At 69.9% G+C, this 22359-nt stretch carries 12 protein-coding genes; 4 read left to right on the forward strand and 8 right to left on the reverse strand.

Translation table 11 applies throughout. The features are described from left to right. Nucleotides 1-10 precede the first annotated feature (10 nt). Entirely contained in the window at nucleotides 11-1087 is a 1077-nt protein-coding gene (locus tag BLU09_RS39045) for a uracil-DNA glycosylase (protein WP_186817638.1), read from the reverse strand. A 199-nt stretch (nucleotides 1088-1286) separates the two neighbouring features. On the opposite strand from BLU09_RS39045, the gene BLU09_RS18210 reads away from it, so the two are divergent. Further along, nucleotides 1287-1718 carry a PaaI family thioesterase gene (locus BLU09_RS18210; protein WP_090490806.1) on the forward strand — a complete coding sequence of 144 codons (432 nt, stop codon included), beginning with the start codon at nucleotides 1287-1289 and terminating at the stop codon, nucleotides 1716-1718. Here BLU09_RS18210 and coaBC read toward each other — a convergent pair. The 6 genes from coaBC to BLU09_RS18240 all read right to left on the reverse strand — a co-directional run bounded on the left by coaBC (nucleotide 1715) and on the right by BLU09_RS18240 (nucleotide 9141). Continuing rightward, nucleotides 1715-2935 (reverse strand): bifunctional phosphopantothenoylcysteine decarboxylase/phosphopantothenate--cysteine ligase CoaBC, encoded by a 1221-nt coding sequence (gene coaBC, locus BLU09_RS18215; protein ID WP_090490807.1) that lies wholly within the window; start codon nucleotides 2933-2935, stop codon nucleotides 1715-1717. The genes BLU09_RS18210 and coaBC overlap by 4 nt on opposite strands. 51 nt (nucleotides 2936-2986) lie before the next feature. Then, nucleotides 2987-5956 carry a carboxypeptidase regulatory-like domain-containing protein gene (locus BLU09_RS18220; RefSeq protein ID WP_090490808.1) on the reverse strand — a complete coding sequence of 990 codons (2970 nt, stop codon included), beginning with the start codon at nucleotides 5954-5956 and terminating at the stop codon, nucleotides 2987-2989. Nucleotides 5957-6058: 102 nt separating this feature from the next. Next, complete coding sequence (locus BLU09_RS18225) at nucleotides 6059-6523, reverse strand: hypothetical protein (RefSeq protein ID WP_090490809.1); 465 nt, start codon at nucleotides 6521-6523, stop codon at nucleotides 6059-6061. A 107-nt stretch (nucleotides 6524-6630) separates the two neighbouring features. Next, on the reverse strand, nucleotides 6631-7914 hold the full coding sequence (locus tag BLU09_RS18230; RefSeq protein ID WP_090490810.1) for a Stp1/IreP family PP2C-type Ser/Thr phosphatase: 1284 nt from the start codon (nucleotides 7912-7914) through the stop codon (nucleotides 6631-6633). 61 nt (nucleotides 7915-7975) lie between these two features. After that, a complete protein-coding gene (locus BLU09_RS18235) occupies nucleotides 7976-8488 on the reverse strand; it encodes an FHA domain-containing protein (RefSeq protein ID WP_090490811.1) in 513 nt (170 codons plus the stop codon). Between the two features lie 47 nt (nucleotides 8489-8535). Then, nucleotides 8536-9141: a hypothetical protein gene (locus BLU09_RS18240; RefSeq protein ID WP_090490812.1), complete on the reverse strand. Its 606-nt coding sequence runs from the start codon at nucleotides 9139-9141 to the stop codon at nucleotides 8536-8538. A 146-nt stretch (nucleotides 9142-9287) separates the two neighbouring features. Here BLU09_RS18240 and BLU09_RS18245 point away from each other — a divergent pair, with 146 nt between their 5' ends. Beyond that, complete coding sequence (locus BLU09_RS18245) at nucleotides 9288-9491, forward strand: hypothetical protein (protein WP_090490813.1); 204 nt, start codon at nucleotides 9288-9290, stop codon at nucleotides 9489-9491. Between the two features lie 24 nt (nucleotides 9492-9515). Here BLU09_RS18245 and BLU09_RS18250 read toward each other — a convergent pair whose 3' ends face one another. Next, nucleotides 9516-10460 carry an arginine deiminase family protein gene (locus BLU09_RS18250; protein ID WP_090490890.1) on the reverse strand — a complete coding sequence of 315 codons (945 nt, stop codon included), beginning with the start codon at nucleotides 10458-10460 and terminating at the stop codon, nucleotides 9516-9518. A 194-nt stretch (nucleotides 10461-10654) separates the two neighbouring features. Between BLU09_RS18250 and BLU09_RS18255 the strand changes: the two genes are divergently transcribed. Together BLU09_RS18255 and BLU09_RS18260 are read left to right on the forward strand one after the other, a co-directional pair. After that, nucleotides 10655-18883: a hybrid non-ribosomal peptide synthetase/type I polyketide synthase gene (locus BLU09_RS18255; protein WP_090490814.1), complete on the forward strand. Its 8229-nt coding sequence runs from the start codon at nucleotides 10655-10657 to the stop codon at nucleotides 18881-18883. After that, nucleotides 18880-22320: a non-ribosomal peptide synthetase gene (locus tag BLU09_RS18260; RefSeq protein ID WP_090490815.1), complete on the forward strand. Its 3441-nt coding sequence runs from the start codon at nucleotides 18880-18882 to the stop codon at nucleotides 22318-22320. The genes BLU09_RS18255 and BLU09_RS18260 overlap by 4 nt, the downstream gene beginning before the upstream one ends. Nucleotides 22321-22359 lie beyond the last annotated feature (39 nt).

Below are 22359 nucleotides of genomic sequence, written 5' to 3' on the forward strand. Positions count from 1 at the left end.
GGGCCCGCGGCTACGCGCGCGAACCGGGTTGCTTCCCCAGCACCTTCATCACCGCCTGGAGGTCCTCCCATGCCTTGCGCTTCTCCGCCGGGCTGCGAAGGAGGTACGCCGGGTGGAAGGTGGGCATCAGCTGGATGCCCTCGTAGGTGCGCCAGTTGCCACGCAGGCGGGTGATGGGCGTGCTGTCCCGCAGCAGCGTCTGCGCCGCGAACTTGCCCAGCGCCACCACCACCTTGGGCTGGATGGCGGCCAACTGCGCGCGCAGGAAAGGCTCGCAGGCGGCAACCTCCTCCGGCTCCGGATTGCGGTTCCCCGGTGGCCGGCACTTCACGACGTTGCAGATGTAGACGTCGTCGCGGCGGTAGCCCATCGCGCCAATCATCTTCGTCAGCAGGTCGCCGGCCGCGCCGACGAAGGGCACGCCCTGCAGGTCCTCATTCTCCCCGGGGCCCTCGCCCACGAACACCAGCTCCGCGCGGGGGTTGCCCGAGCCGAACACGAGGTTCTTGCGCGTCGAGCACAGCTTGCAGCGCTGGCAGTCGCCCAGCTCCCGGCGAATCTCGTCCAACGTCGGCCGCTCGCCGTTCGCCGCGCCATGCAGCGCCCCAGCGGGCCGCGGCGTGGGCGGCGGCGCATCCACACGCATTCCCGCGACCGGCGACCGCGGCGCCGGAGGCTGGCCCTCAGCGGCGCCGAGAGCCATGCCCCCCGGACGCATGGGAGGCGTGGACGGGGGCGGCACCCGCGCTGGCGCTGCGGCACCGACTCCCAGCGGCCCCGCTGCACCCGCAGGAGTCGCCGGGCTCGGCCGCTCCGTGCCGATGGAACGGTGCTCCGGTGCCGGGCTCGCCAGCGGCGGCCGGGGCAGCGGTGCCTCGGGGCGAGCAGGAGGCGCGGCGTCCACGGCCCCCTGTGTCCGGGCGAAGCGCGCGCGCAAGGAGGGAGCCGAGCGCTGGAGCTCGAGCGCCGCCTTTGCGTCAATCATCAGCACCCGGCCAGCGGCCTCCTCCTGCCAGAGGAGGTGGCGGCGCACATCGTCCAGCAGGGCGCTCAGGTCCTGCGAGGCCTCGGGCGTGTCATCAATCACGGTCCTGGATCGGTACCGGACGTGGCGCCCATGCGCAAGGAAGCGGACGCCCAAGCCGGCTGTTCGCCTCCCGCCAGAGCAGTTCCAGGCTCACGCCTGGAGTCCTACCCCGCCCTGCCCCCAGTCATCCGCCCTGGGGGCACCCCGGGCCCACGCTATCTTGCGCCCCGAACCCGGTGTCACGCAGCGAGGAGCCGCCATGGAGCACCCGAACCCGGATTACCGCCAGGACACGGAGGACCTGTTCACATCGGCCGCCTTCGTCATGGACCTGGGCATCCAGCCCGTGGACATCCGCCCCGGCGAGGTGGAAGCCCGGCTGGTGGTGCAGCCCCGGCACCTGCAGCAGGACGGCGTCATCCACGCGGGCGTCCAGGCCACGCTGGCGGACCATACGGCGGGCGCGGCGGCCTTCTCCGTCGTGCGAAAGGGCCAGCGAGTGTTGTCCACCAGCTTCACCGTCCACCTGCTCCAGACGGCGTCCGGTGAGGAATTGCGGTGCAAGGCCCGGGTGCTGCGCGCCGGCCGCCGGCTCATCGTCACGGAATCCGAGGTCCACGCCGTCTCCGGCGGCACGCCCCGGCTCGTGTCGAAGACCACCGTCACCCTCGCGGTGATGGAGCCCCGCTAGGACGGTGACACGAGCAGCAATTCGATGAGGGCCTGCGCCACCTCGTACTTGCTGCCCTGGAGTTCATGCTGCGCGCCCGAACGCGTGAGCACCGTCACCCGGTTGGTGTCCGTTCCAAAGCCCGCGCCAGGGGCCGTCACGTCGTTGGCGACAATCGCGTCCAGCCCCTTGCGCTCCAGTTTTTCGCGCGCGTGCGCCACCACGCGCTCCGTTTCCGCCGCGAAGCCCACCAGCACCGGCCGCTTTGGCTGTCCCGCCACCTTGCGGGAGGCCTCCGCGAGCACGTCGGGCGTGCGCACGAGCGTCAGCGCCTCGGGCGACGTCGAAGCGCCCTTCTTCACCTTCTGCGGCGCGCGCGTCTCCGGACGCCAGTCACTGACCGCCGCCGTGGCGATGAACGCATCCACGGTGCCCACCCGTGAGAGCACCTCGCGCGCCATGTCCTCCGCGCTCACCACGTCCACGACGTCCAAGCCGCCGCGCTCCACGGTGCCCACGGGACCGAGCACCACCGTCACCTCGGCGCCCTGGGTCCGGGCCGCGTGCGCGAGCGCCATGCCCATCTTCCCCGTGGAGGGATTGGAGATGAACCGCACCGGGTCCAGGAACTCGCGCGTGGGGCCCGCCGTCAGCAGGACCCGCTTCCCCGCCAGTGGGCCAGCGCCGAAACGCGCCGCGACCGCCTGGACGATGGCGGGAACGTCCGCCAGTCGCCCCTCCCCCACGTCACCACAGGCCAGCATCCCCGCGCCTGGGCCCACGCGCGAGAAGCGCGGATAGGCCAGCAGGGCCGCCAGGTTCTCCTGCGTCAGGGGGTTGTCCCACATGGCCACGTTCATCGCCGGCGCCAGCACCACCGGCCCCCGGAAGGCGAGCAGCGACGTCGTCACGGCGTCGTTCCCCATGCCCGCGCGGATGCGCGCCAGCAGGTCCGCGGTGGCTGGCGCCACGACGAACGCCTCGGCCCAGCGCGCAAGGTCCAGGTGGCCGAAGTTCCCCTCCTGGGCAGGGTCGAAATAGTCCGTGAGCACAGGGTGCCCGCTGAGCGCCTGGAAGGTGAGCGGGGTGACGAACTGGCGCGAGGACTCCGTCATGGCCACCCGCACCTCGGCGCCTGCACGCGACAGCTCCCGCACCAGCTCGCAGGCCTTGTACGCCGCGATGCCGCCACCCACGCCAACGACCACCCGGCGGCCTTTCAGAGTCGTCACGTCCATGCGGCTTCCTAATGCGCGGGGAGGCGGGCTCGCAACCGTCCCGGCAGGGCCTCAGTGGGCCATCATCACGACGTCACTGGCCGAAGGCACATCCACGACGCGGACCTCCGGTCCGCCGGGGGTCTCCACGTGGAAGTTGCCCCACACCAGCGTGTACCGCCCGGGCCGCAGGCCGCTCAGGCGGACCTGCTCCGACCGGGGCTGGTACACGACCTGCGCCCAGCGCGAGCGCATCAACGCCACCGCCGGAGGATTGCCCACCGCCCCCAGCTCTCCCGCGACGACCCACAGCGCCCGGCCCCGCTCCGGCTTCACCTGGACGGCCAGCGACGCGGTGCCCGGCGCCGGGCCCAGGTCCAGCGACATCTCCGAGCCGCCAACCTGCACCACCAGCGCCGGCTCGCCAGAGAACTCCCGGTTCGCGCCCAGCGCGAAGCGGTAGTTGCCCGGGGAGACCTCCACGCTGTAGCCGCCATCCGGCCCGGTGACGATGGTGAGCGGTTCGCTGCGGTCCGCGTTGACGGCCTCGACCTCGAAGCCCGCCGCGGGGCTCCCGTCCGGGCGGTACACCCGGCCGCTCAAACGCGTGGCCTGCCGCAGCTTGAGCTCCACCGGTCCCCGCGCGCCCCGCTCCAACGACTGGGTGGCGCTCAACCGCCCCTTGCGCGCCGTGAGCGAGTAACGCGTCACATAGGGCGGGCTGGCCACCGTGAAGGTGCCGTCCGGCCCGGAGAGCACGGAGTCGTCACAGACGTCGCACGACACCACGGCATCTGGCACCGGCCCACCGCCCTCGTCGACCACGCGGCCCGAGACACCCGGCAGCTTCTCCAGCACCAGGTCTCCCAGGTCGGGCGAGACCGGGCGATCCACCATCATCGGCTCGTAGCCCGCCGCGTCCACCGATGCGATGACGCGGTCGCCCGCCGTGGGCAACGGCAGCTCGAAGCGGCCATCCGGTGCATTCACATCGTGCTCGTCCACGCGAAAGCGGCGCACCGGCTCACCGTCATCACCCACGACACGCCCGCGATAGACGTCGCGCTTCCTGAGCACCACTCGCACCGGAGGGCCACCCGCCTTGCCCTCGGCGCGCTCGATCTGGTCGTAGCCCGGGTGCCTCACCTCCAAGCGGTAGCCCCGGTCCGGCCGCAGCGCACGGAACTCGAAACGGCCGCTCGCGTCGGACTGCACGGGCTCCGCGCCACGGGGCACCACCACCAGCGTGGCGCCCGCTACCGGCGCGTTCTGCCCGTCCACCACCTCGCCACTGAGCGGCGCTCCGGGCCTCAGCTCCGCTTCCAGCTTCAGCGTCTGCCCATCCGTCAGCGTCACCTCCCGGCGCTCCGACGGCTGATAGTCGGGATGGGACGCCATCATCGAATACGTGCCCGCGGGCATCCCGCGCATCGGGACCATGCCATCCGAGCCGGACGGCCGGTCACTCCGGAAGATGCCTTGCTGATCAACCCACAGCACCACGTCCGCGCCTTCCACGCGGCGGCCCTCCGCGGAGACGGTCACTTCCAACGACGCGCGAGGCTCCAGTGCCAGTTGCACGTCGGTGGCCGGCGCGGTCACCTTCAGCTGGCCACCGCCCCACTCCGAGTGGTGCGCGTGGAGCTCGTAGAGCCCCGGCGTGGGCACCTGCGCGCTGAAGTGCCCTTCCGCGTCCGCCAGCGTCGACGCACCCGTGGGCTGCACCAACACGGACACGCCCGGCGCGGGCCGGCCATAGACATCCAGCACCTGCCCGCTGATGACGGTGGCGCGCTCCATCTCCAGTTCGAGCGCCGTCTCCCCTGGCGTCACCTTCGCGGGCAGCTGCGCATCACGGAAGCCCTCGGCCTGACCGGTCAGCACGTAGCTGCCCACGGCCAGGGGGCCCAGCGTCACCAACGCGCCGTTGCCACCGCGCGCCTGCCGGACAACCTCCCCCGTCGGCATGCGCAACAGCAGCTCCGGTTGCGGCACGGGCTGCCCGTCTTCATCCACCACCGTGACGAGCAGGCTCCCCGCTTCCTCCAGCGCCAGCGTCACCTGGGTGACGTGCTCGTCCAGCGTCAAGACGCGGGGCACGGACGCCAGGCCCTTGGCATCCGCGGTCACCACCAATTGGTCCGGATACAAGCCGGTGAAGCGCACCGGAGTACCGTCCGTGCGCAGCTCCCGCGACAGGTGGTCCGCGCGCAGCCGCACCAGCGCGGCCGCGGGGGAACCATTTCGGGTGACGCGGACCTCCAGGGTGCGCGCGGGCGTCAGCTTCAGGCGCACGGGCTGTGGCCCCGCCTCCACCTGGGCCCCCACCGCGGGCAGGTACCCCTCCGCCGTAGCCAGCACATAGAAAGGCCCTTCGCCCAGGCCCGTCAGGGTGAAGCGGCCATCCGCTCCGCTCGTGGACTCGAAGTGCAGCGGCGCCCGCCGCGACATTCCGTGCACGTGAGCCCCTGCCAAGGGCCGGCCAGCGTCGTCCACCACCTGCCCCACCAGGGTGCGCAGCGGCGGCAGGTACAGCTCAACCGGGTCCCCAGGCGCGGCCCGCTCGCGGAGCGCGACGCCCAGCCCTGGCGCGCGGGCCCACACGGAGAAGGACACGCCAGCCAGTTGCTCGAAGCGGAAGCGCCCTTCCGCGTCCGTGCTGACCGTGGCCCGCGGCGTCAGGAAGCCCTGCTGCTGCTCGAAGAACGCCAGCGTGTGCAGCGCCGTCTCACGCGCCTGGCAGGACAGGAGCGCCTGGCCACATGCATCACAATGAACGCCCAGGAGCGTCCGCTCCGCGCTGGCGGCCAGGAACACCTCCGCGCCCGCGACGGGACGACCCGAGGCGTCCAGCACACGTCCCGTGAGCGTCAGCCCCTCGCCCGCGGAGGCCACGTCCACGGCGGCGAACTCCGGCAGGGCCTTGCCAGTGGAGGCGTGTGAGTCGCGAGCGGCGGGCCCCGTCTCCGTTCCGGGCCACAGCCACACCAGCCCTGCCGCGAGCAGGGTCGCCATCACGCCTATGACAATCCAGTTGCGCATGCGCAGACGGCGCGGACGTTAGCCCGGGGCCGGGCGCGGAACGGCCGATTCCCCCTGAAAATTCCGGACGCGTCCTTTCCCGAACGCATGGGCGAGCCGCGCCTACAGCTTGTCTTCGAGGTCATCCAGGCGCTTCTCGACCCGCTCGAAACGCTCCTGGGTCGAATCCGCCATGGAAGTCAGCAGCCGGGCCATGCGGCCCGCGTGGGCCTCCATCCGGCTCATGCGTCCCGACACGGAACGCAGCCCCACGATCATGGACTCCACGGTCGACATCATCGTCTCCATGTTGCCCATCATGGAGTCCATGTTCGTCTGCATGGCCGCCATGTTCGTCCGCATGGCCACCATGTTCGACTGCATGACCGCCATGTTCGTCTGCATGGTCGCCATGTTCGTCTGCATGGTCGCCATGTTCGACCGCATGGTCGCCATACCGGCTCGCATGGCCCCCATGCCCATCGCCATGCCTTCGACGTCCCCCTGCGTCGCCCTCAGCTCATGGCGCAGCTCAACCACCTCGCCCAGGAACTTCACCACCACGTCGCCGCCCACCGCCCTCGCCATACGTCGCCCTCCGACAACGGAACGGCGCGAACGTACCTGGGACGTCTGACGTGCTTGGGATTCGGGACGAAGCGACTTCGGTCGACGAGGGGCCATGACGCGTCCTCCTACTCCTCGGCGAACGGAGCAATCGCCTGGGCCACGGCCAGTTCCTGCCGTGCCTCGCTGAGCTCCGAGTTGGTGGCGCGAAGCCGGTCGCTGAGCACCTGGACGAAGCTCCAGAGCATCTTCACCGCGAGGATGGACTCGCGCTTCATCAGGCCCATCAGGTCCGGCCGCGAGATGACCATGGTGCGTGTGGGCTCCGTCGCCCGCACCGTCGCTGAACGCGGCGCGTTGTCGATGAGCCCCATCTCTCCGAAGTGGCCCCCCGCGCGCAGCTCGGCGATCTCCACGCCGTTCTTCTCGATGGCCACCCGGCCCCGGATGACGACGAAGAGCTCCTCGCCCGGCTGCCCCTCCACCACGATTTCACGCCCCGCGGGATACGTGCGCGTGGTCGCGATGGACAGCACCGCCGTCTGCTCCTTGTAGGTGAGGTGACGGAAGAGCGGAATCTTGCGCAGCGCCTCCATGCGCGACTGCGCTTCGCTCGACTCCTCGCTGACGCTGGAGCCTTCGCCCGCGACCTTCACCACCACCGCGGTGATGTTGTCCTTGCCTCCGCGCTCGTTGGCGACGTCGATGAAGCGCTTGGGCAGGTCCGCGGGCGCGATGCCAGCGATGAGCGGAAGGACCTCCTCGTCCTCGACATAGCCGTGCAGGCCGTCCGAGCAGAGGATGAACATGTCCCCGGGCACCAGGTCCACGATGAGCGTGTCGACCTGGACGGACTCCTGGATGCCCACCGCGCGGGTAATCACGTTGCGGTACTGCGAGTTGGCGGCCTGGTCCTTGGTAATCGTGCCGGCCTTGAGCTGCGCGGCGACCAGCGTGTGGTCCTCCGTCAGCCGGTGACACTGGCCATGCCGCACCAGGTAGACACGGCTGTCACCCACGTGGCCGATGACGCCCTTGTTGCCGCCCACCGCGAGGCACACGAACGTCGTGCCCATGCCGCGCTTGGTCGCGTCCGACATCGCCGTCCGGTAGATGTCCGCGCACGCGCGCTGGACGGCCACCTCGACGAGCGCCGCCGCCGCGGAGCGGCTGTCCGGCGTCGGGTTGATACCCAGGTCCTTCAACAGATGGCGGTTGGCGGAGATGTGCTGCTTGACGACCTCCGTGGCCCGGTTGCTCGCGACCTCGCCGGCCGCGTGACCGCCCATGCCGTCAGCCACCACGTAGAGACCGAGCGCCGCATCCACCAGCATCGCGTCTTCGTTGTGCTGCCGCTTGCGGCCGACGTCGGTCAGTCCAAAAGCTTCTGTGGTCAAGGCCACCGCGAACACTCCCGTGTGTGACAGAGGGCGACTCCGCACGTTACGCAGGCCCACGAAGACGTGGCAAGGCTCAGGGAGCCATCCTCACGGCCAGCATCCGCACAAAACCGCTGGTCGTGTAGAACCCGACCTCCACCTGGCCGAAGCGCAACCGAGCTCCATCCGCCACCGGAACGGCCTTCCGGGGCACGAGGCGGACGCCCCCCGCCCAGGAGCCATTCTTGGACCCGGCGTCCGTCAGCAGGAAGCCCGCATGGCCTTCCTCCCGGCTGAACCAGGCGTGGAACCGGGACACGCTCCCGTCGTCCAGGACCACGTCGTTGTTGCCCGTCCGCCCCACGGTGATGCCCCGCCCGAAGGCGTTCGTCCGCGATTTCACGACGGGAAACACCAAGGGCCCGCTGGCCCCCAGCGTGGGGTTCCCCGCGTTCGTCACCGTCTTCAGACGGTACTCCTCCCCGTCCCCGCCGCGGTCTTCCTCCGTCGCTGGAGTGAAGACGAGCAGCGCGGCTGGCAGGTTCCGCTCGAAGACTTCTCGGTTGCGGAGGTATCGCGACACATGGGCACTGAGCGGCTCGGGCATACGCGGCGTGCGAACAGGGTGCTCGCAAGCCGCACTCTACGCAAAGCCTAGCGCCAATCCACGAACAACCCGACCATCGGGCCACCTACGAAGAAGCGGGCAAGGCTGCGGCGCTTGTAGCCAAATACCTCGGCATACCCCACAGCGAGCCCACCGGCGATGTCCCCGAACTGGTAGCCCAGGTGGACGCGGCCCTCGATGAGGCCCGCCACGCGCCGGTCCTTCTCCAGCCCACCGTCGAAGTCCGCGCCGTAGAAGACGGGACCGCCGGTGACCTGGAAGCCCCAGTGCACCTGGCCGGGCAGGTGGTTCCGGTAGCCCACACCCACCTGCGGGCTGTGCTGGTAGAATGAGCGGACCGCGTTCTGCGCCTTGCCCTCCTCGGCATCGGGGAACGCGAGCCCCCACGACAGACTGCCCTCCAGCAGCAAGGCGAAGGCGTCCTTGCGGTCCTGGTAGAAGGTGAACTGCCACTGCACCTTCGTCTGGGAGGCCACCAGGCCATCCTGGGCGCTGACCCCCAGAAGCACGCCGCGAGGCGCCCAGGCGGGCGTCGGAGAGCGGTGCTCAGGAGGCCGCCGCGCCTCCTGCGCGCCCGCGGAAGAGGCCAGACCAAGAACACCAACCAGCAGAACGGGGAGCTTGCGGAGCATGGGAGCCTCTTCCCGCCATGGCGCGGCCCGCTTGTCAACGGACTGTTCGTTTGGTTATGACGCGCCTTTGTTACCTTCGGATGGGCCCAGGCCGGGGATGTCCTCCCGGAACCGCTCACCGCGGGGCACAAGGAGCTGAACCCCGCATGCCAGTCGTGACAGTCCGGGCCGGAAACAAACAGCGCCCGGGTAGGTTCGACGTACTCGTCCGCAAGACCACGGAGAAGGTCTCCGACCTGTTGGAGGAAAGTGACAGGGTGCTCGTGGTCTACGAGCAGGGCTGCGCGAGCCTCTACTACGAGCGCGAAGGCGACATGCCCCACGCGCCCACGGTGAACCGCCCTTCCTGAGCGCGAATCGCCGGCGGTCCTTCGCTACACCGCGCGCCGGCGCAGGGGCATCGTAAGACACCGGACGCTGCCGTTGCCTCGCTCCAGCGCCTCGATGTCGACGCTCGCCACCTCGATGCCGGCCACCTTCGCCAAAGGACGAAGGCCCACCGAGGCGCTCTCCGAGGCGAGAATCAGGTTGGGCCCCACGTAGATGAAGTTCGACATGAAGCCGCTCTCCCCTTTCGGCTCGAAGGGGATGACGCGGCGGCCCCGCTGGGCGAAGTAGCCGTCAAAGGGCTCCCAGTGCGGCGCCACCCCCTGTGCGAACACCTGGATGGGCGTGTGGCGAAGAAAGGCCCGCGCCACCACCGCCTGCGGCCCAAGCACGTTGAAGGCCAGATCCAGGTGGATGATGCCCAGGTTCTCCGGGATGCGGACGACGGCGGCCTCGCGGAAGCCTGAACGCCACGCCAGCTCCAGGAAGGGTTGAAGCGCCCGCGCGTCGCTGCGCAGCCCCACGTTGACCAGCAACCGCTCCGCGTCGAGCACGAAGACGTCCCCGAACTCGATGCGCGCGGACGTCGCGCCCTCGTCGCTCGACAGGTCCGGCTGGAGCTGGGACAGCGCGCGGTGCGCCACGTCGAACTCCGCCAGCCGCACGGGAAAGGCCGCAGTGCCCGTCACCAACTGACGCCCGAGCACCGCCGCGGTATCGCGGACAAACACCCGGTTCACCGTGGTGTCGCTCACCGCGCGCTCGCGCTCCGGTAGCAGCTCCCACAGGTCAATCGTCTGGCAGCCGAGACGCGTCAGCGTGTCCCGCAGGCGGCCAAAGGCGTCCTCCGCCTCACTGCGCGTGACAGGCCGCATGAAGCCGACCGCCGCCACCTCCTCCGCGCTGGTGACGTCCAGCGCCGCGGGCCGGAACACCGCCACGCAATCCAACTGGCCTGATTCGGACCAGCACTCGAACTCGCTGAACGCCATCTGCAAGCACCTGTCGTCACAGCGGTGAGTCAGCCCTGACTCCTGGCGCCGAGACCCCACCTGGAAAGCGCCAACCCCTGCCTGAGCGCTGGCACCAGAAATTTACCTCGGAACTCCGTCAAGACTAGTCGGATTCAAAACGATTTCATAATAATCCAGATCTGCAGGATTACACTCCAGGTCCGTGATTTTCCATGAAGTCATCCTTCGGTGTCTCACAGGCCCCTGTGGATTCCCCTCTGGTCTCCGGTGTGTCCGGAGACCGCACGCGCGATGAAATCGCGGCGTGGCTTCGGGCCTACGTCGCCGAGTCCGCCGAGCTCACGCCCGAAGAGGTCGACCTCCAGGAACCCTTCGTTCGCTACGGGCTGACGTCGAAGGACGCGGTGTTCTTGTCGGGTGAGTTGGCGGACTGGCTGGGCCGCGACGTGTCGCCCACCATCCTGTGGGAGCACCCCACCATCGACGCGCTCAGCCAGGCGCTCGCCCGTGGCACCGAACCCGTAGCGCATGCGCCCGCGACGCCCGTCACCGAGGCCGCGCAGGACGACGCCATCGCGGTGGTGTCGCTGGGGTGTCGCTTCCCGGGAGCCCCGACGCCAGAGGCATTCTGGGCGCTGCTCCAGCGCGGCGGGGATGCCATCACCGAAGTTCCCGCGGACCGTTGGGACGCGGCGAGCCTCTACGCGCCGGACGCGTCCACGCCCGCGACGATGAACACGCGATGGGGCGGCTTCCTCGAAGATGTCGGCGCGTTCGATCCGCTCTTCTTCGGCATCTCGCCTCGCGAAGCCGTGCGGATGGATCCGCAGCAGCGCCTGCTCCTGGAAGTCGCGTGGGAGGCGCTGGAGCGCGCGGGACAGGCACCGCAGGGACTCCAGGGCAGTCGCACGGGCGTCTTCGTCGGCATCAGCACCAGCGACTACGCGCAGCGGCAGTTCGGCGACCGCGCCTTGTTGGATGCGTACGCGGGCACTGGCAACGCGCACAGCATCGCGGCCAACCGGCTGTCGTACGTGTTGGGCTTGCGCGGTCCGAGCATGGCCGTGGACACCGCGTGCTCATCCTCACTCGTCGCGGTGCACCTGGCCTGTCAGAGCCTCCGCGGCCGCGAGTGCGACCTGGCGATGGCGGGCGGCGTCAACATCATCCTGTCGCCCGAGCTCACCATCGCCTTCTCGCAGGCGGGGATGATGGCGGCGGATGGACGTTGCAAGACGTTCGACGCGTCGGCCGATGGTTACGTGCGCTCGGAGGGCTGCGGCATCGTCGTCCTTCAGCGCCTGTCGGACGCGCTGGCCTCGGGCGCGCCCATCCTGGCCGTCATCCGCGGCTCGGCCGTGAATCATGACGGACTCAGCAACGGGCTCACCGCGCCCAGCGGCGCCGCGCAGCAGGACGTCATCCAGCAAGCCCTCCGTCAGGCCCGCCTGTCGCCAGTACAGATTGGCTACATCGAAGCCCACGGCACGGGGACGCCGCTGGGCGACCCGATTGAGCTGGCGGCCCTGAGCGCCGTGCTGTCTCCGGGGGGGACGGCGGAGCAGCGCTGCTTCATCGGCTCGGCGAAGAGCAACATCGGCCACCTGGAAGCGGCGGCCGGCATCGCGGGGTTGATGAAGACGGTGCTGGCCCTGAATCACGGCGAGATTCCGCCGCAGGTCCACCTGCGCGCGCTCAACCCGCACATCGCCTTGGACGCGTCCCGATTCCCGATTCCAACCCGCCGGGAGCCTTGGCCCCAAGCGCCCGGCGCGCGTGTCGCGGGAGTCAGCGCCTTCGGCTTCGGTGGAACCAACGCCCACGTCATCCTGAGCGAGCCTCCGCCGCGCCCCGCAGATGCACCTCGCGTCCCCGAGCGCGACAGCCACGTCCTGACGCTGTCGGCCCGGAGCGATGCGGCCCTGCGGAACCTGGCCCGGCAGTACCAGGAGCACCTGCTACGGCCGAACGCCCCCGCGCTGGCGGATGTCTGCTTCACCGCGAACACCGGCCGCAATGCGTGGCCGCATCGGCTCGCGCTCACCGCGAACTCCCATGCGGAGCTGGCGTCGCGGCTCGAGTCCTTCGCCCAAGGGCACGCCGTGCCCAGGCTGCATCAGGGCGAGGTGCAGCGTGGCGCCGTGCCGCGAATCGTCTTCCTGTATCCCGGCCAGGGCACCCAGTACCCCGGCATGGGACGGCAGCTGTTCGACAGCGCGCCCGTCTTCCGTGAAGCCCTGGAGCGCTGCGATGCGCTTCTCCGTCCACACCTGGATGTCCCGCTGCTCTCGGTGCTGTTTCCGACGACAGACGCCACCGCGCAGCTCATCCACCAGACGCGCTACACCCAGCCGGCGTTGTTCGCGCTGGGCCATGCCCTGACGGAGCTGTGGCGTTCGTGGGGCGTGGTGCCCGACGCCGTCATGGGCCACAGCGTGGGCGAATTCACGGCCGCGCACGCGGCGGGCGCGCTTGGGCTGGAGGAGGCGCTGGCCCTGCTGGCCACGCGCAGCCGGCTCATCCAGGCACTGCCCCAGAACGGAGCCATGGCGGCTGTCCTGACGGATGAAGCCACGGTGCGCATGGCGTTGGAGAGCGAGCACCTGGTGGACGTCGCCGCCATCAACGGGCCAAGGCACGTCGTCATCTCCGGTGAGCGCGAAGCGGTCCAGCGCATCACCGCGGCGCTACAGGCGCAAGGTGTCGAGTCGCGACCGCTCACCGTCTCCCACGCGTTCCACTCGCCGCTGCTGGAGCCGATGCTCGATGGCTTCGAGCAGGTAGCCCGCGTCCTGCCCGCCCATGCGCCGCGGCTCCCGCTCATCTCGAACGTCACGGGCGAGCGGATGTCTCAGGCCCCCGACGCCGCCTACTGGCGACGGCACGCGCGCGTTCCTGTCCAGTTCTTCAAGAGCCTCCAGACGCTGACGCAGGCGGGCCCCGCGCTGTTCATCGAGATGGGCCCGCACGACACGCTGCTCGGCATGGCGAAGCGTTGCGTTCCCGAGAGCGCGAGCCTGTGGCTCTCCAGCCTGCGGCGTCAGCAGGATGCCTGGGAGACGCTGCTCGACAGCCTCGGTGCGCTGTACACGCGCGGCGTCGCCGTCCCATGGAGCGCAGTGGACGCGGACCGTCCGCGACGGCGTGTCCCGCTGCCCACCTATCCCTTCGAGCGCCAGAGGTACTTGCTGGACTCCGCGCTCCCCTCCCCTGCCCACAGCCCGACGATGATGACCCAGACCTCTGCCGCAGCGCCCGTCGTGTCACGCCAGGAGCGAATCCTCACGGAGCTCCGCGCGGTCGTCGCATTGCTGCTCCAGGCACCTCCCGAGAAGCTCGACCCGCGCATGTCCTTCCTGGAGATGGGCGCCGACTCCCTCGTGTTGCTGGACGCCATCCGCAACGTGGAGAAGCGCTTCGGCGTGAAGCTGGCCATCCGTCAGCTCTTCGAGGAACTGACGACGCTGGACGCACTGGCGAGCCACCTCGACCAGATGCTGCCCGCGAGCTTCGCCCTGAGCTCCGCGCCAGCCGCGACGAGCGTTCCCGCGCCGCTCCCCATGAGCGCGCCTCCCGCCGCCGCGAACATGCCCTCCGCGCGTCCGGGAAGCGCCGTCGAGCAGCTCATCCAGCAGCAGTTGCAGCTCATGGCGCAGCAGCTCGCGCTCCTGGGCGGACGTCCCGCTGCGCCGCTGCAGCTTCCCGTCGCGGAGCAGGAAGCCCCCGCCCCCAAGGCAGTGCCCACGAACGCCGCGAAGGCTGGAGGCGCGTCACCCTTTGGCGCGGGGCCCAAGTCCGGCACGCCCGAGCGCGAGCTCCCCGCGGTACAGCAGCGTCACCTCGACGCGCTCATCGCGAAGTACACCGCGCGCACGAAGCGCTCGAAGGAAGCAGCCGTCCGCTACCGGTCGAAGTGGAGCGACGTGCGGTGGCTGATGAACTTCCGCGCCGAGCTGAAGGAGGTCTGCTACCCCATCGTCAGCGTGCGTTCGAAGGGCTCGCGGCTCTGGGACGCGGACGGCAACGAGTACATCGACTTCTCCATGGGCTTCGGGGTGCACCTGTTCGGTCACAACCCGCCCTTCATCATGGAGGCGCTGCAACGACGTCTGGCGGAGGGCATGGAGTTGGGCCCCCAGTCGGACCTGGGCGGGCAAGCCGCGGAGCTGCTCTGCGAGCTGACCGGGATGAAGCGCGTCACCTTCTGCAACTCCGGCACGGAGGCGGTGATGACGGCGCTCCGGCTGGCGCGCGCCGCGACGGGTCGCACGAAAATCGTGATGTTCACCGGCTCCTACCACGGCCACTCCGACGGCACGCTGGTGGTGGGGCGCATGGTCAACGGCGAGCCCCAGTCGCTGCCCATGGCGGCGGGCGTGTCTCCCAAGGTCGTCGAGGACGTCCTCGTACTGCCCTACGGCGAGGACCGCACGCTGGAGCTCATCCGCGAGCACCTTCACGAGCTGGCGGGCGTCCTCGTCGAACCCGTGCAGAGCCGCCGTCCCAATCTCCAGCCACGGGCCTTCCTCCAGGCGTTGCGGACGATGACGCGTGAAGCAGGCGTGCCCCTCATCTTCGACGAGGTCATCACCGGCTTCCGGCTCCATCCGGGTGGCGCCCAGGCGTGGTACGGCATCGAGGCGGACCTGGTCACCTACGGCAAGGTGCTCGGTGGCGGCATGGCCATTGGCGCCGTCGCGGACCGCGGCGGATTCGTGGACCGCATCGACGGAGGCGACTGGAACTACGGTGACGCGTCCTACCCCGCTGTCGAGACGACCTTCTCCGCGGGCACGTTCTGCAAGCACCCGCTGACCATGGCGACCACGGTGGCCACGCTGAGCCACCTCAAGACCCAGGGGCCAGCGCTCCAGGAGAATCTGAGCCGCCGTGCCGCGGGGCTGGTTGCTCGTCTCAACGACATCTTCCAGCGCGAGCAGGCGCCCATCGAGGCGGTCCACGGCGGCTCGGTGCTGCGCTTCTCCGCCGCGGGCAACACCAGCTACCTGTACCAGTCGCTGGAGATGGACCTGTTCTTCTGCCACCTCATCCAGCGCGGCATCTACATCTGGGAGGGGCGCACGTGCATGCTCTCCACCGCGCACTCGGACGAGGACCTCGACACCATCGTCCGCGCCGTCACCGAGACGGTGACGGACATGCGCGCGGGCGGATTCTGGCCGCGCACCAAACCGCCCGAGCCCACCCGCGTGGAAGCGCGCACGCTGCCGATGACGGAGGCGCAGCGGCAACTGTGGGTGCTCGCCCAGATGAACGCTGGCGGCTCTATCTCCTACAACCTGTCGATGAGCCTGCGGCTCGAAGGCGTGCTCCAGCCCGAGGTGCTCCAACGCGCCATCCAGCACGTCGTCGACCGGCATGAAGCCCTGCGCATCCACGTCCACGAGTCCGGCGAGCAGCAGACCGCGGCCGCTTCGCTGGCGCTCTCCCTGGCGCTGCACGACCTCTCCCCCCTGCCCGCGCTGGAGCAGGCCGAGCGCCTCTCCGCCTGGTACGAGCAGGAGAGCAACACGCCGTTCGACCTGCACCGCGGTGCGCCCTTCCGCGCCAACCTGCTGAAGCTGGGTGCCCAGGAGCACGTCCTCGTCCTCACCGCGCACCACGTCGCGGTGGACGGCTGGTCGCTGGGCGTCATCGTCCGCGAGATTGCCGCGCGCTATACCGAGCTCCGGGGAGGCAAGAGCACCCCGCCTCCACCCGCGATGCAGTGGGGCGAGTACGTGCAGTGGCTCCAGCAGCAGGCCGGAACCAAGGAGCAGACGGCCCACGAGCGCTTCTGGCTGAGCCGACGCGTGGAGACGCTGCCCGCGCTGGAGCTACCCATCGACCATGGCCGCCCCGCGCACCGCAGCTATCAGGGTGCCCGGCAGACGCTGCGACTGGACCGCGCCACCACCCAGTCCCTGCGGGAGGCGGCGGCGCAGCAGCAGTCCACGCTCTTCATGCTGCTGCTCTCCGTCTACACCACGTTCCTCCACCGCCTGACGGGCCAGGACGACGTCCTGGTGGGCATCCCCACCGCGGGCCGGGGAATGGAGGGCAGCGAGGGGCTGGTGGGCTACTGCTCGCACCTGCTGCCCATCGCCAGTCACGTTCAGGGCGAGCAGACGTTCTCCGACTACGTCCAGGGCCTCAAGCAAGTGCTCTGGGAGGCGTATGAGCACCAGGACTACCCCTTCGCCCTGCTCATCAAGCGCCTGGGACTGCCGCGCAGCACGAGCCACACCCCGCTCGTCAGCGTCACGTTCAACCTGGAGCGCCCCCTGGGGAACCTCCAGATGGACGGCCTTCGGACGCACTTCGTCCCGCAGCCCGTGCGCTACGCCGCCTTCGACCTGAGCCTGAACGTCATCGACGCCGAGGACGGACTCGTCCTCGACTTCGACTACAACACCGACCTGTTCGAAGCGGCGACGCTGGCCCGCTGGGCTCAGGGCTTCCGCACGCTGCTGTCAGGCGCGCTCAAGCAGCCGGAAGCGCGCGTCGCCGACCTGCCGATGCTCACCCCGGCCGAGCGCCGCAAGGTCCTGGTGGCGTGGAACCAGAACCAGGTGGGCTACCGGGAGGATCTGCTCACTCACCAGTTCATCGAACAGCAGGCCGCCGCGAGGCCCGGCGTGCACGCGGTGGAACTGGACGGCCAGTGCATCACCTACGCCGACTTCAACCGGCGCGCGAACCAGCTCGCGCACCACCTGCGCGGCCTGGGTGTCGGACCGGGCGTGCTGGTGGGCGCCTTCATCGACCGCTCGCCGGAGATGCTGGTGACGTTGCTGGCCATCCTCAAGGCCGGTGGCGCCTACGTGCCGCTGGACCCTACACACCCGGTGGAGCGGCTGCGCTTCCTGCTGGACGACGCGCGCGCGGCCGTGCTGGTGACGAAGCAGTCCCTCGCGGAGCGGCTGCCTGCGCACACCGCGAAGGTCGTCCACCTGGACACGGACGCCGTCACGCTGGCGTCTCGCCCCACGGAGAACCCGCCCAACTCCGCGACGGCCACGTCCCCCGCCTACGTCATCTACACCTCCGGTTCCACGGGTGAGCCCAAGGGCGTCGTCATCAGCCACGGCCAGATGGCGGTGCACTTCCAGGACATGCAGCTCCACTTCGAGTTGACCGAGCGCGACCGCGTGTTGCAGTTCGCCTCGTTCAACTTCGACGCGTCCCTGGAGCAGATTCTCCCGACGTTCATGACGGGCGCCACGCTGGTCCTGCGCGGCAACCAGGTCTGGACGCCCGAGGAGCTGGCCCGCCGCGTCGTCGAACAGCGGCTGTCGGTGATGAACTTCCCCACGGCGTACTGGCAGCAGCTCACGCAGAGCTGGGCCGAATCGCCGCCAACCATCGGTGCCCATGACTTGCGTCTGGTCATCATCGGCGGCGACACCGTGCTGCCCAAGGTGCTGGAGCTGTGGCAGCACGGCCCGCTGGGCAACGTCCGCACGCTCAATGCCTACGGCCCCACTGAGACGCTCATCACCGCGACCACCTTTGACATTCCCAAGGGCTGGAGCGCCACGCGCGTCCCCATCGGTCGGCCGCTGTCGAACCGCCCCTGCTACGTGCTGGATCGGCATGGCGCGCCCGTGCCCATCGGTGTGGCAGGCGAGCTGCACATCGGCGGACCGCTGGTCGCGGCGGGCTACCTCCACCGCCCGGAGCTCACCGCGCAGCGCTTCGTCCCGGACCCGTTCAGCGACGACCCGGCGGCGCGCCTCTACCGAACCGGAGACCTGGTCCGCTACCGGCCTGACGGCACGCTCGAGTTCCTGGGACGCAGCGACCACCAGGTGAAGGTGCGCGGCTTCCGAATCGAGCTGGGAGAAATCGAGTCCGCGCTGAGCGCGCACGAGCACGTCCAGGAAGTGGTCGTCACGGTCCGCGAGGAGCCGGGCGCGCTGGCCGGACATGACAAGCGGCTGGTGGCCTACGTGGTGCCCTCCGCGCGGGGCAGCGTGACCCCTGTCGCGCTCCGCCAGTTCCTGCTGGAGAAGCTGCCGGACTACATGGTCCCCGCCTTCTTCGTCGTCATGGAGGCCATGCCTCTGACGGCCAGCGGGAAGCTGGACCGCAAGGCGCTGCCCGCGCCCGACCCGGAGGCCAGCGCGCCCACGCGGCCCTTCGTCGCACCGCGCACGCCCACCGAGCAGACGCTGGCGGAGGTGTGGATGAAGGCCCTGCGCCTGCCTCGCGTGGGCATCCACGACGACTTCTTCGAACTGGGCGGTGACTCGCTGCTGGCCACGCAGGTGGCCTCGCGACTGCGGGACGCGCTCAAGGTGGAGCTGCCGCTGGAGCGGCTCTTCAAGCAGACGACCATCGCCGGGCTCGCGGAGCACGTGGACACCATCCTGTGGGCGTCACGTGCAGCCGAGGACACCAGCGTCAGCGGCGCGAGCCGTGAAGAGGGGGAGCTGTGAACACAATCGACGGACTGTTGACCCGGCTGCGCCAGCAAGACGTACGGCTGTGGATGGAAGGCGAGCGCCTGCGCTTCAACGCCCCTCCGGGCGTGATGACGCCCGACCTGCTCGGAGAGATGAAGTCCCGCAAGGAGGAGCTGGTCTCCTTCCTCCAGCAGGTGGGCCAGTCACTCCAGGGCGCCGCGGACCTCATCCCCGCCGGCCCTCGCGATGGAGCGCTGCCGCTGTCGTCCGGCCAGCAGCGCATGTGGTTCCTGGAGCAGTTCCAGGGCCCCAGCGGCGCGTACAACATGCCCGCGGCGCTGCGGCTCGAAGGCGCCCTGGACATCGCGGCGCTTCAGCGGAGCCTGGACGAAATCGTCCGCCGTCACGAGGTGCTGCGCACGAGCTACGGGCAGCACCAGGGCCAGCCCTTCCAGCGCGTCTTGCCGCCCGCGTCCGTGACGATGCCCGAGGTGGACCTCCAGCACCTCCCCGCCGACGCGCGACAGGCCGAGGTCCGGCGGCGTGCGACGGAGGAGGCGGGGCGCCCCTTCGACCTGTCGCGAGACCTGCCCCTGCGGCTGTCTCTGCTGCGGTTGGACCCACGCGAGCACGTACTGCTGCTCACGCTCCATCACGTCGCCTGCGACGGCTGGTCCCTGGGCGTCCTCATCCGCGAACTGGCGGCGCTCTACCGCGCGTTCAGCACGGGCGAGCCTTCTCCCCTTCCCGAACCCACCCTTCAGTACGGTGACTTCGCGCGCTGGCAGCAGGAGCGCGCCACCCGTGGCGACCTCCAGCCGCACCTCTCCTGGTGGCGCGACCACCTGGCCGGCGCCCCTGCGCTGCTGGAGCTACCCACCGACCGGCCGCGCCCCGCGAACCAGCGCTTCCACGGTGCGACCCATCGCTTCACCGTGCCGGCGGAGCTGACTGCCCGGCTCAAGCAGCGGAGCCGCGAGTCAGAGGCCACGCTGTTCATGACGCTGCTGTCCGCGTTCGGCGTGCTCCTGTCCCGAAGCAGCCGGCAGGAGGAGCTCGTCATCGGCACGCCCATCGCCAACCGGGTGCCCCAGACGGAGCCCCTCATCGGCCTCTTCGTCAACTCACTGCCGCTACGGCTCCAGGTGGACGGCGCGCGTCCGTTCTCAGAGCTGCTGGCCCGCGTGCGCCAGGACACGCTGAGCGCCTACGCGCATCAAACGCTGCCCTTCGAGCAGCTGGTCGAAGCACTCCAGCCCGCGCGCGACCCGAGCTACTCCCCGCTGTTCCAGGTGCTGTTCACGCTCCAGAACACGCCGTCCGAGGTCCTCTCGCTGTCCGGCCTCACGCTGGAGCAGTTGGAGTTCGAGAGCGGCACCACGCAGTTCGACCTCTCCCTGTCGATGGCGGAGACGGCGCAGGGGCTGGTCAGCGAGCTGAACTACAACACCGACCTGTTCGATACGACCACCGTCGAGCGGATGTCCGGCCACCTCCTCACCCTGCTCGCGGCCATCGCGGAGAACCCCACCCGGTCCGTGAACGACCTGCCCCTGCTGACCGGGCCGGACCGCCTGCGACTGCTGCGGGAGTGGAACGACACCGCGCTCGACCTGCCCCTGCCCGGCAGCCTCCACGGCCTCTTTGAACGGCAGGCCGCGCGCCGTCCGGACGCCACCGCCGTGCGCTTCGAGTCGCGCGCCTTGACCTACCGGGAGCTGGATGAACAGGCCAACCGGCTGGCGAACCACCTGCGCCAGCTCGGCGTGGAGCCGGGGCACCGCGTGGGCATCTTCCTGGAGCGCTCGGTGGAGCTGCTCGTGGGTTTGCTCGGCATCCTGAAGGCGGGCGCGGCGTATGTGCCGCTGGACCCGCTGTATCCGCCGGACCGGCTGGCGCACATCCTGGATGACAGCGGCGTCTCACTGCTGCTGACGGAGCCGGAGCTGGCCGCGCAGGTCCCCGCCTATCGCGGCAAGCGCATGGTGCTGGCCGAGGCCTCCGGCGCCCCCACGACGCTGCCCCAGGTGACGCTCGCGGGCACGAACCTGGCCTACGTGCTCTACACGTCCGGCTCCACGGGCTGTCCGAAGGGCGTGGCCGTGCCGCACGCCGCGGTCGTCAACTTCATGGCGTCCATGCAGCGGGCGCCTGGGATGACCGACCAGGACACGCTGTTCGCCGTGACGACGGTGGCCTTCGACATCTCCGTGCTGGAGCTCTTCCTGCCCCTGAGCGTGGGCGGCAACGTCGTCATCGCCAGCAGCGAGACGGCCGTGGATGGCACCCGGCTGATGCGGGCGCTGGTGGAGAGCGGCGCCACGGTGATGCAGGCAACGCCTTCCACGTGGCGGATGCTGCTGACGCTGGGGTGGAAAGGCAGCCCCACGCTGAAGCTCCTCTGCGGTGGAGAGGCGATTCCCTCCGAGCTCGTCGAACCGCTGTGCTCGCGCGGCGCGTCCCTGTGGAACATGTACGGCCCCACGGAGACGACCATCTGGTCCACCACCACGCGCCTGGAGCCGGGACGCCGCATCACGCTGGGCCGCCCCATTGGCAACACGCAGGTGTACGTGCTGGACGCGGCCATGCAGCCGGTGCCCATGGGCGTGACGGGCGCGCTGTACATCGGCGGGCACGGCGTGGCGCAGGGCTACCTCCACCGTCCGGACCTGACGGCGGAGCGCTTCGTGCCGGATCCCTTCGGACAGGTACCGGGCGGGCGGCTCTACGCCACGGGTGACCTGGTGCGCGCGCTGCCAGACGGCACGCTGGAGTACCTGGGCCGCGGCGATGGACAGGTGAAGCTGCGCGGCTATCGCATCGAACTGGGAGAGATTGAAGCCCGGCTGGCGCAGGTGCCTGGCGTCCTGGAAGCCGCTGTGAAGCTGTGGGACGTGTCGGGCCACGCGGAGCTGGTCGCCTATGTGCGCCCCGGCGCCGAGCCCGCTCTCGATGCGCTGACGATCCGCCAGCACCTGGCCTCTCACCTGCCGGCGTACATGCTGCCGAGCCACTTCGTGACGCTGGAGTCCTTCCCCCGGACGGCCAACGGCAAGCTGGACCGCAAGTCGCTCCCCGCGCCGTCAGCGAACCAGCGCGCCTCGGCGGCCTACGAGGCGCCGCGAACGCCCACGGAAGTCCAGCTCGCGGCCATCTGGCGCGACGTCCTCGCGGTGGAGCAGGTCGGCGCGCGTGACAACTTCTTCGACCTGGGAGGCCAGTCGATGAAGGCCGTCCAGGTGGTGGCGCGCATCCAGGAATCCTGCAAGGTGGACGTGTCACTCCGCGTCCTCTTCGAGCACCCCACGCTCGGCGCCTTGGCGAAGCACCTGGAGACACTCCAGCAGCCCGGTGCACCCGCCGCGCCTCCGCCGCTGGTGGCCCGGCCCCGGCAGGCCCGCCGCGTCCAGGCCGCGACGCGTGCCGAGCTGAACCTCCCTGACTCGACTTCTTCGAAGAAGGAGTAGCGCCCCGGGTCCACGCCACGACTGGCGTGGACCGTTCCG

This window comes from Myxococcus virescens (assembly GCF_900101905.1).
GTDB classification, from domain to species: domain Bacteria; phylum Myxococcota; class Myxococcia; order Myxococcales; family Myxococcaceae; genus Myxococcus; species Myxococcus virescens.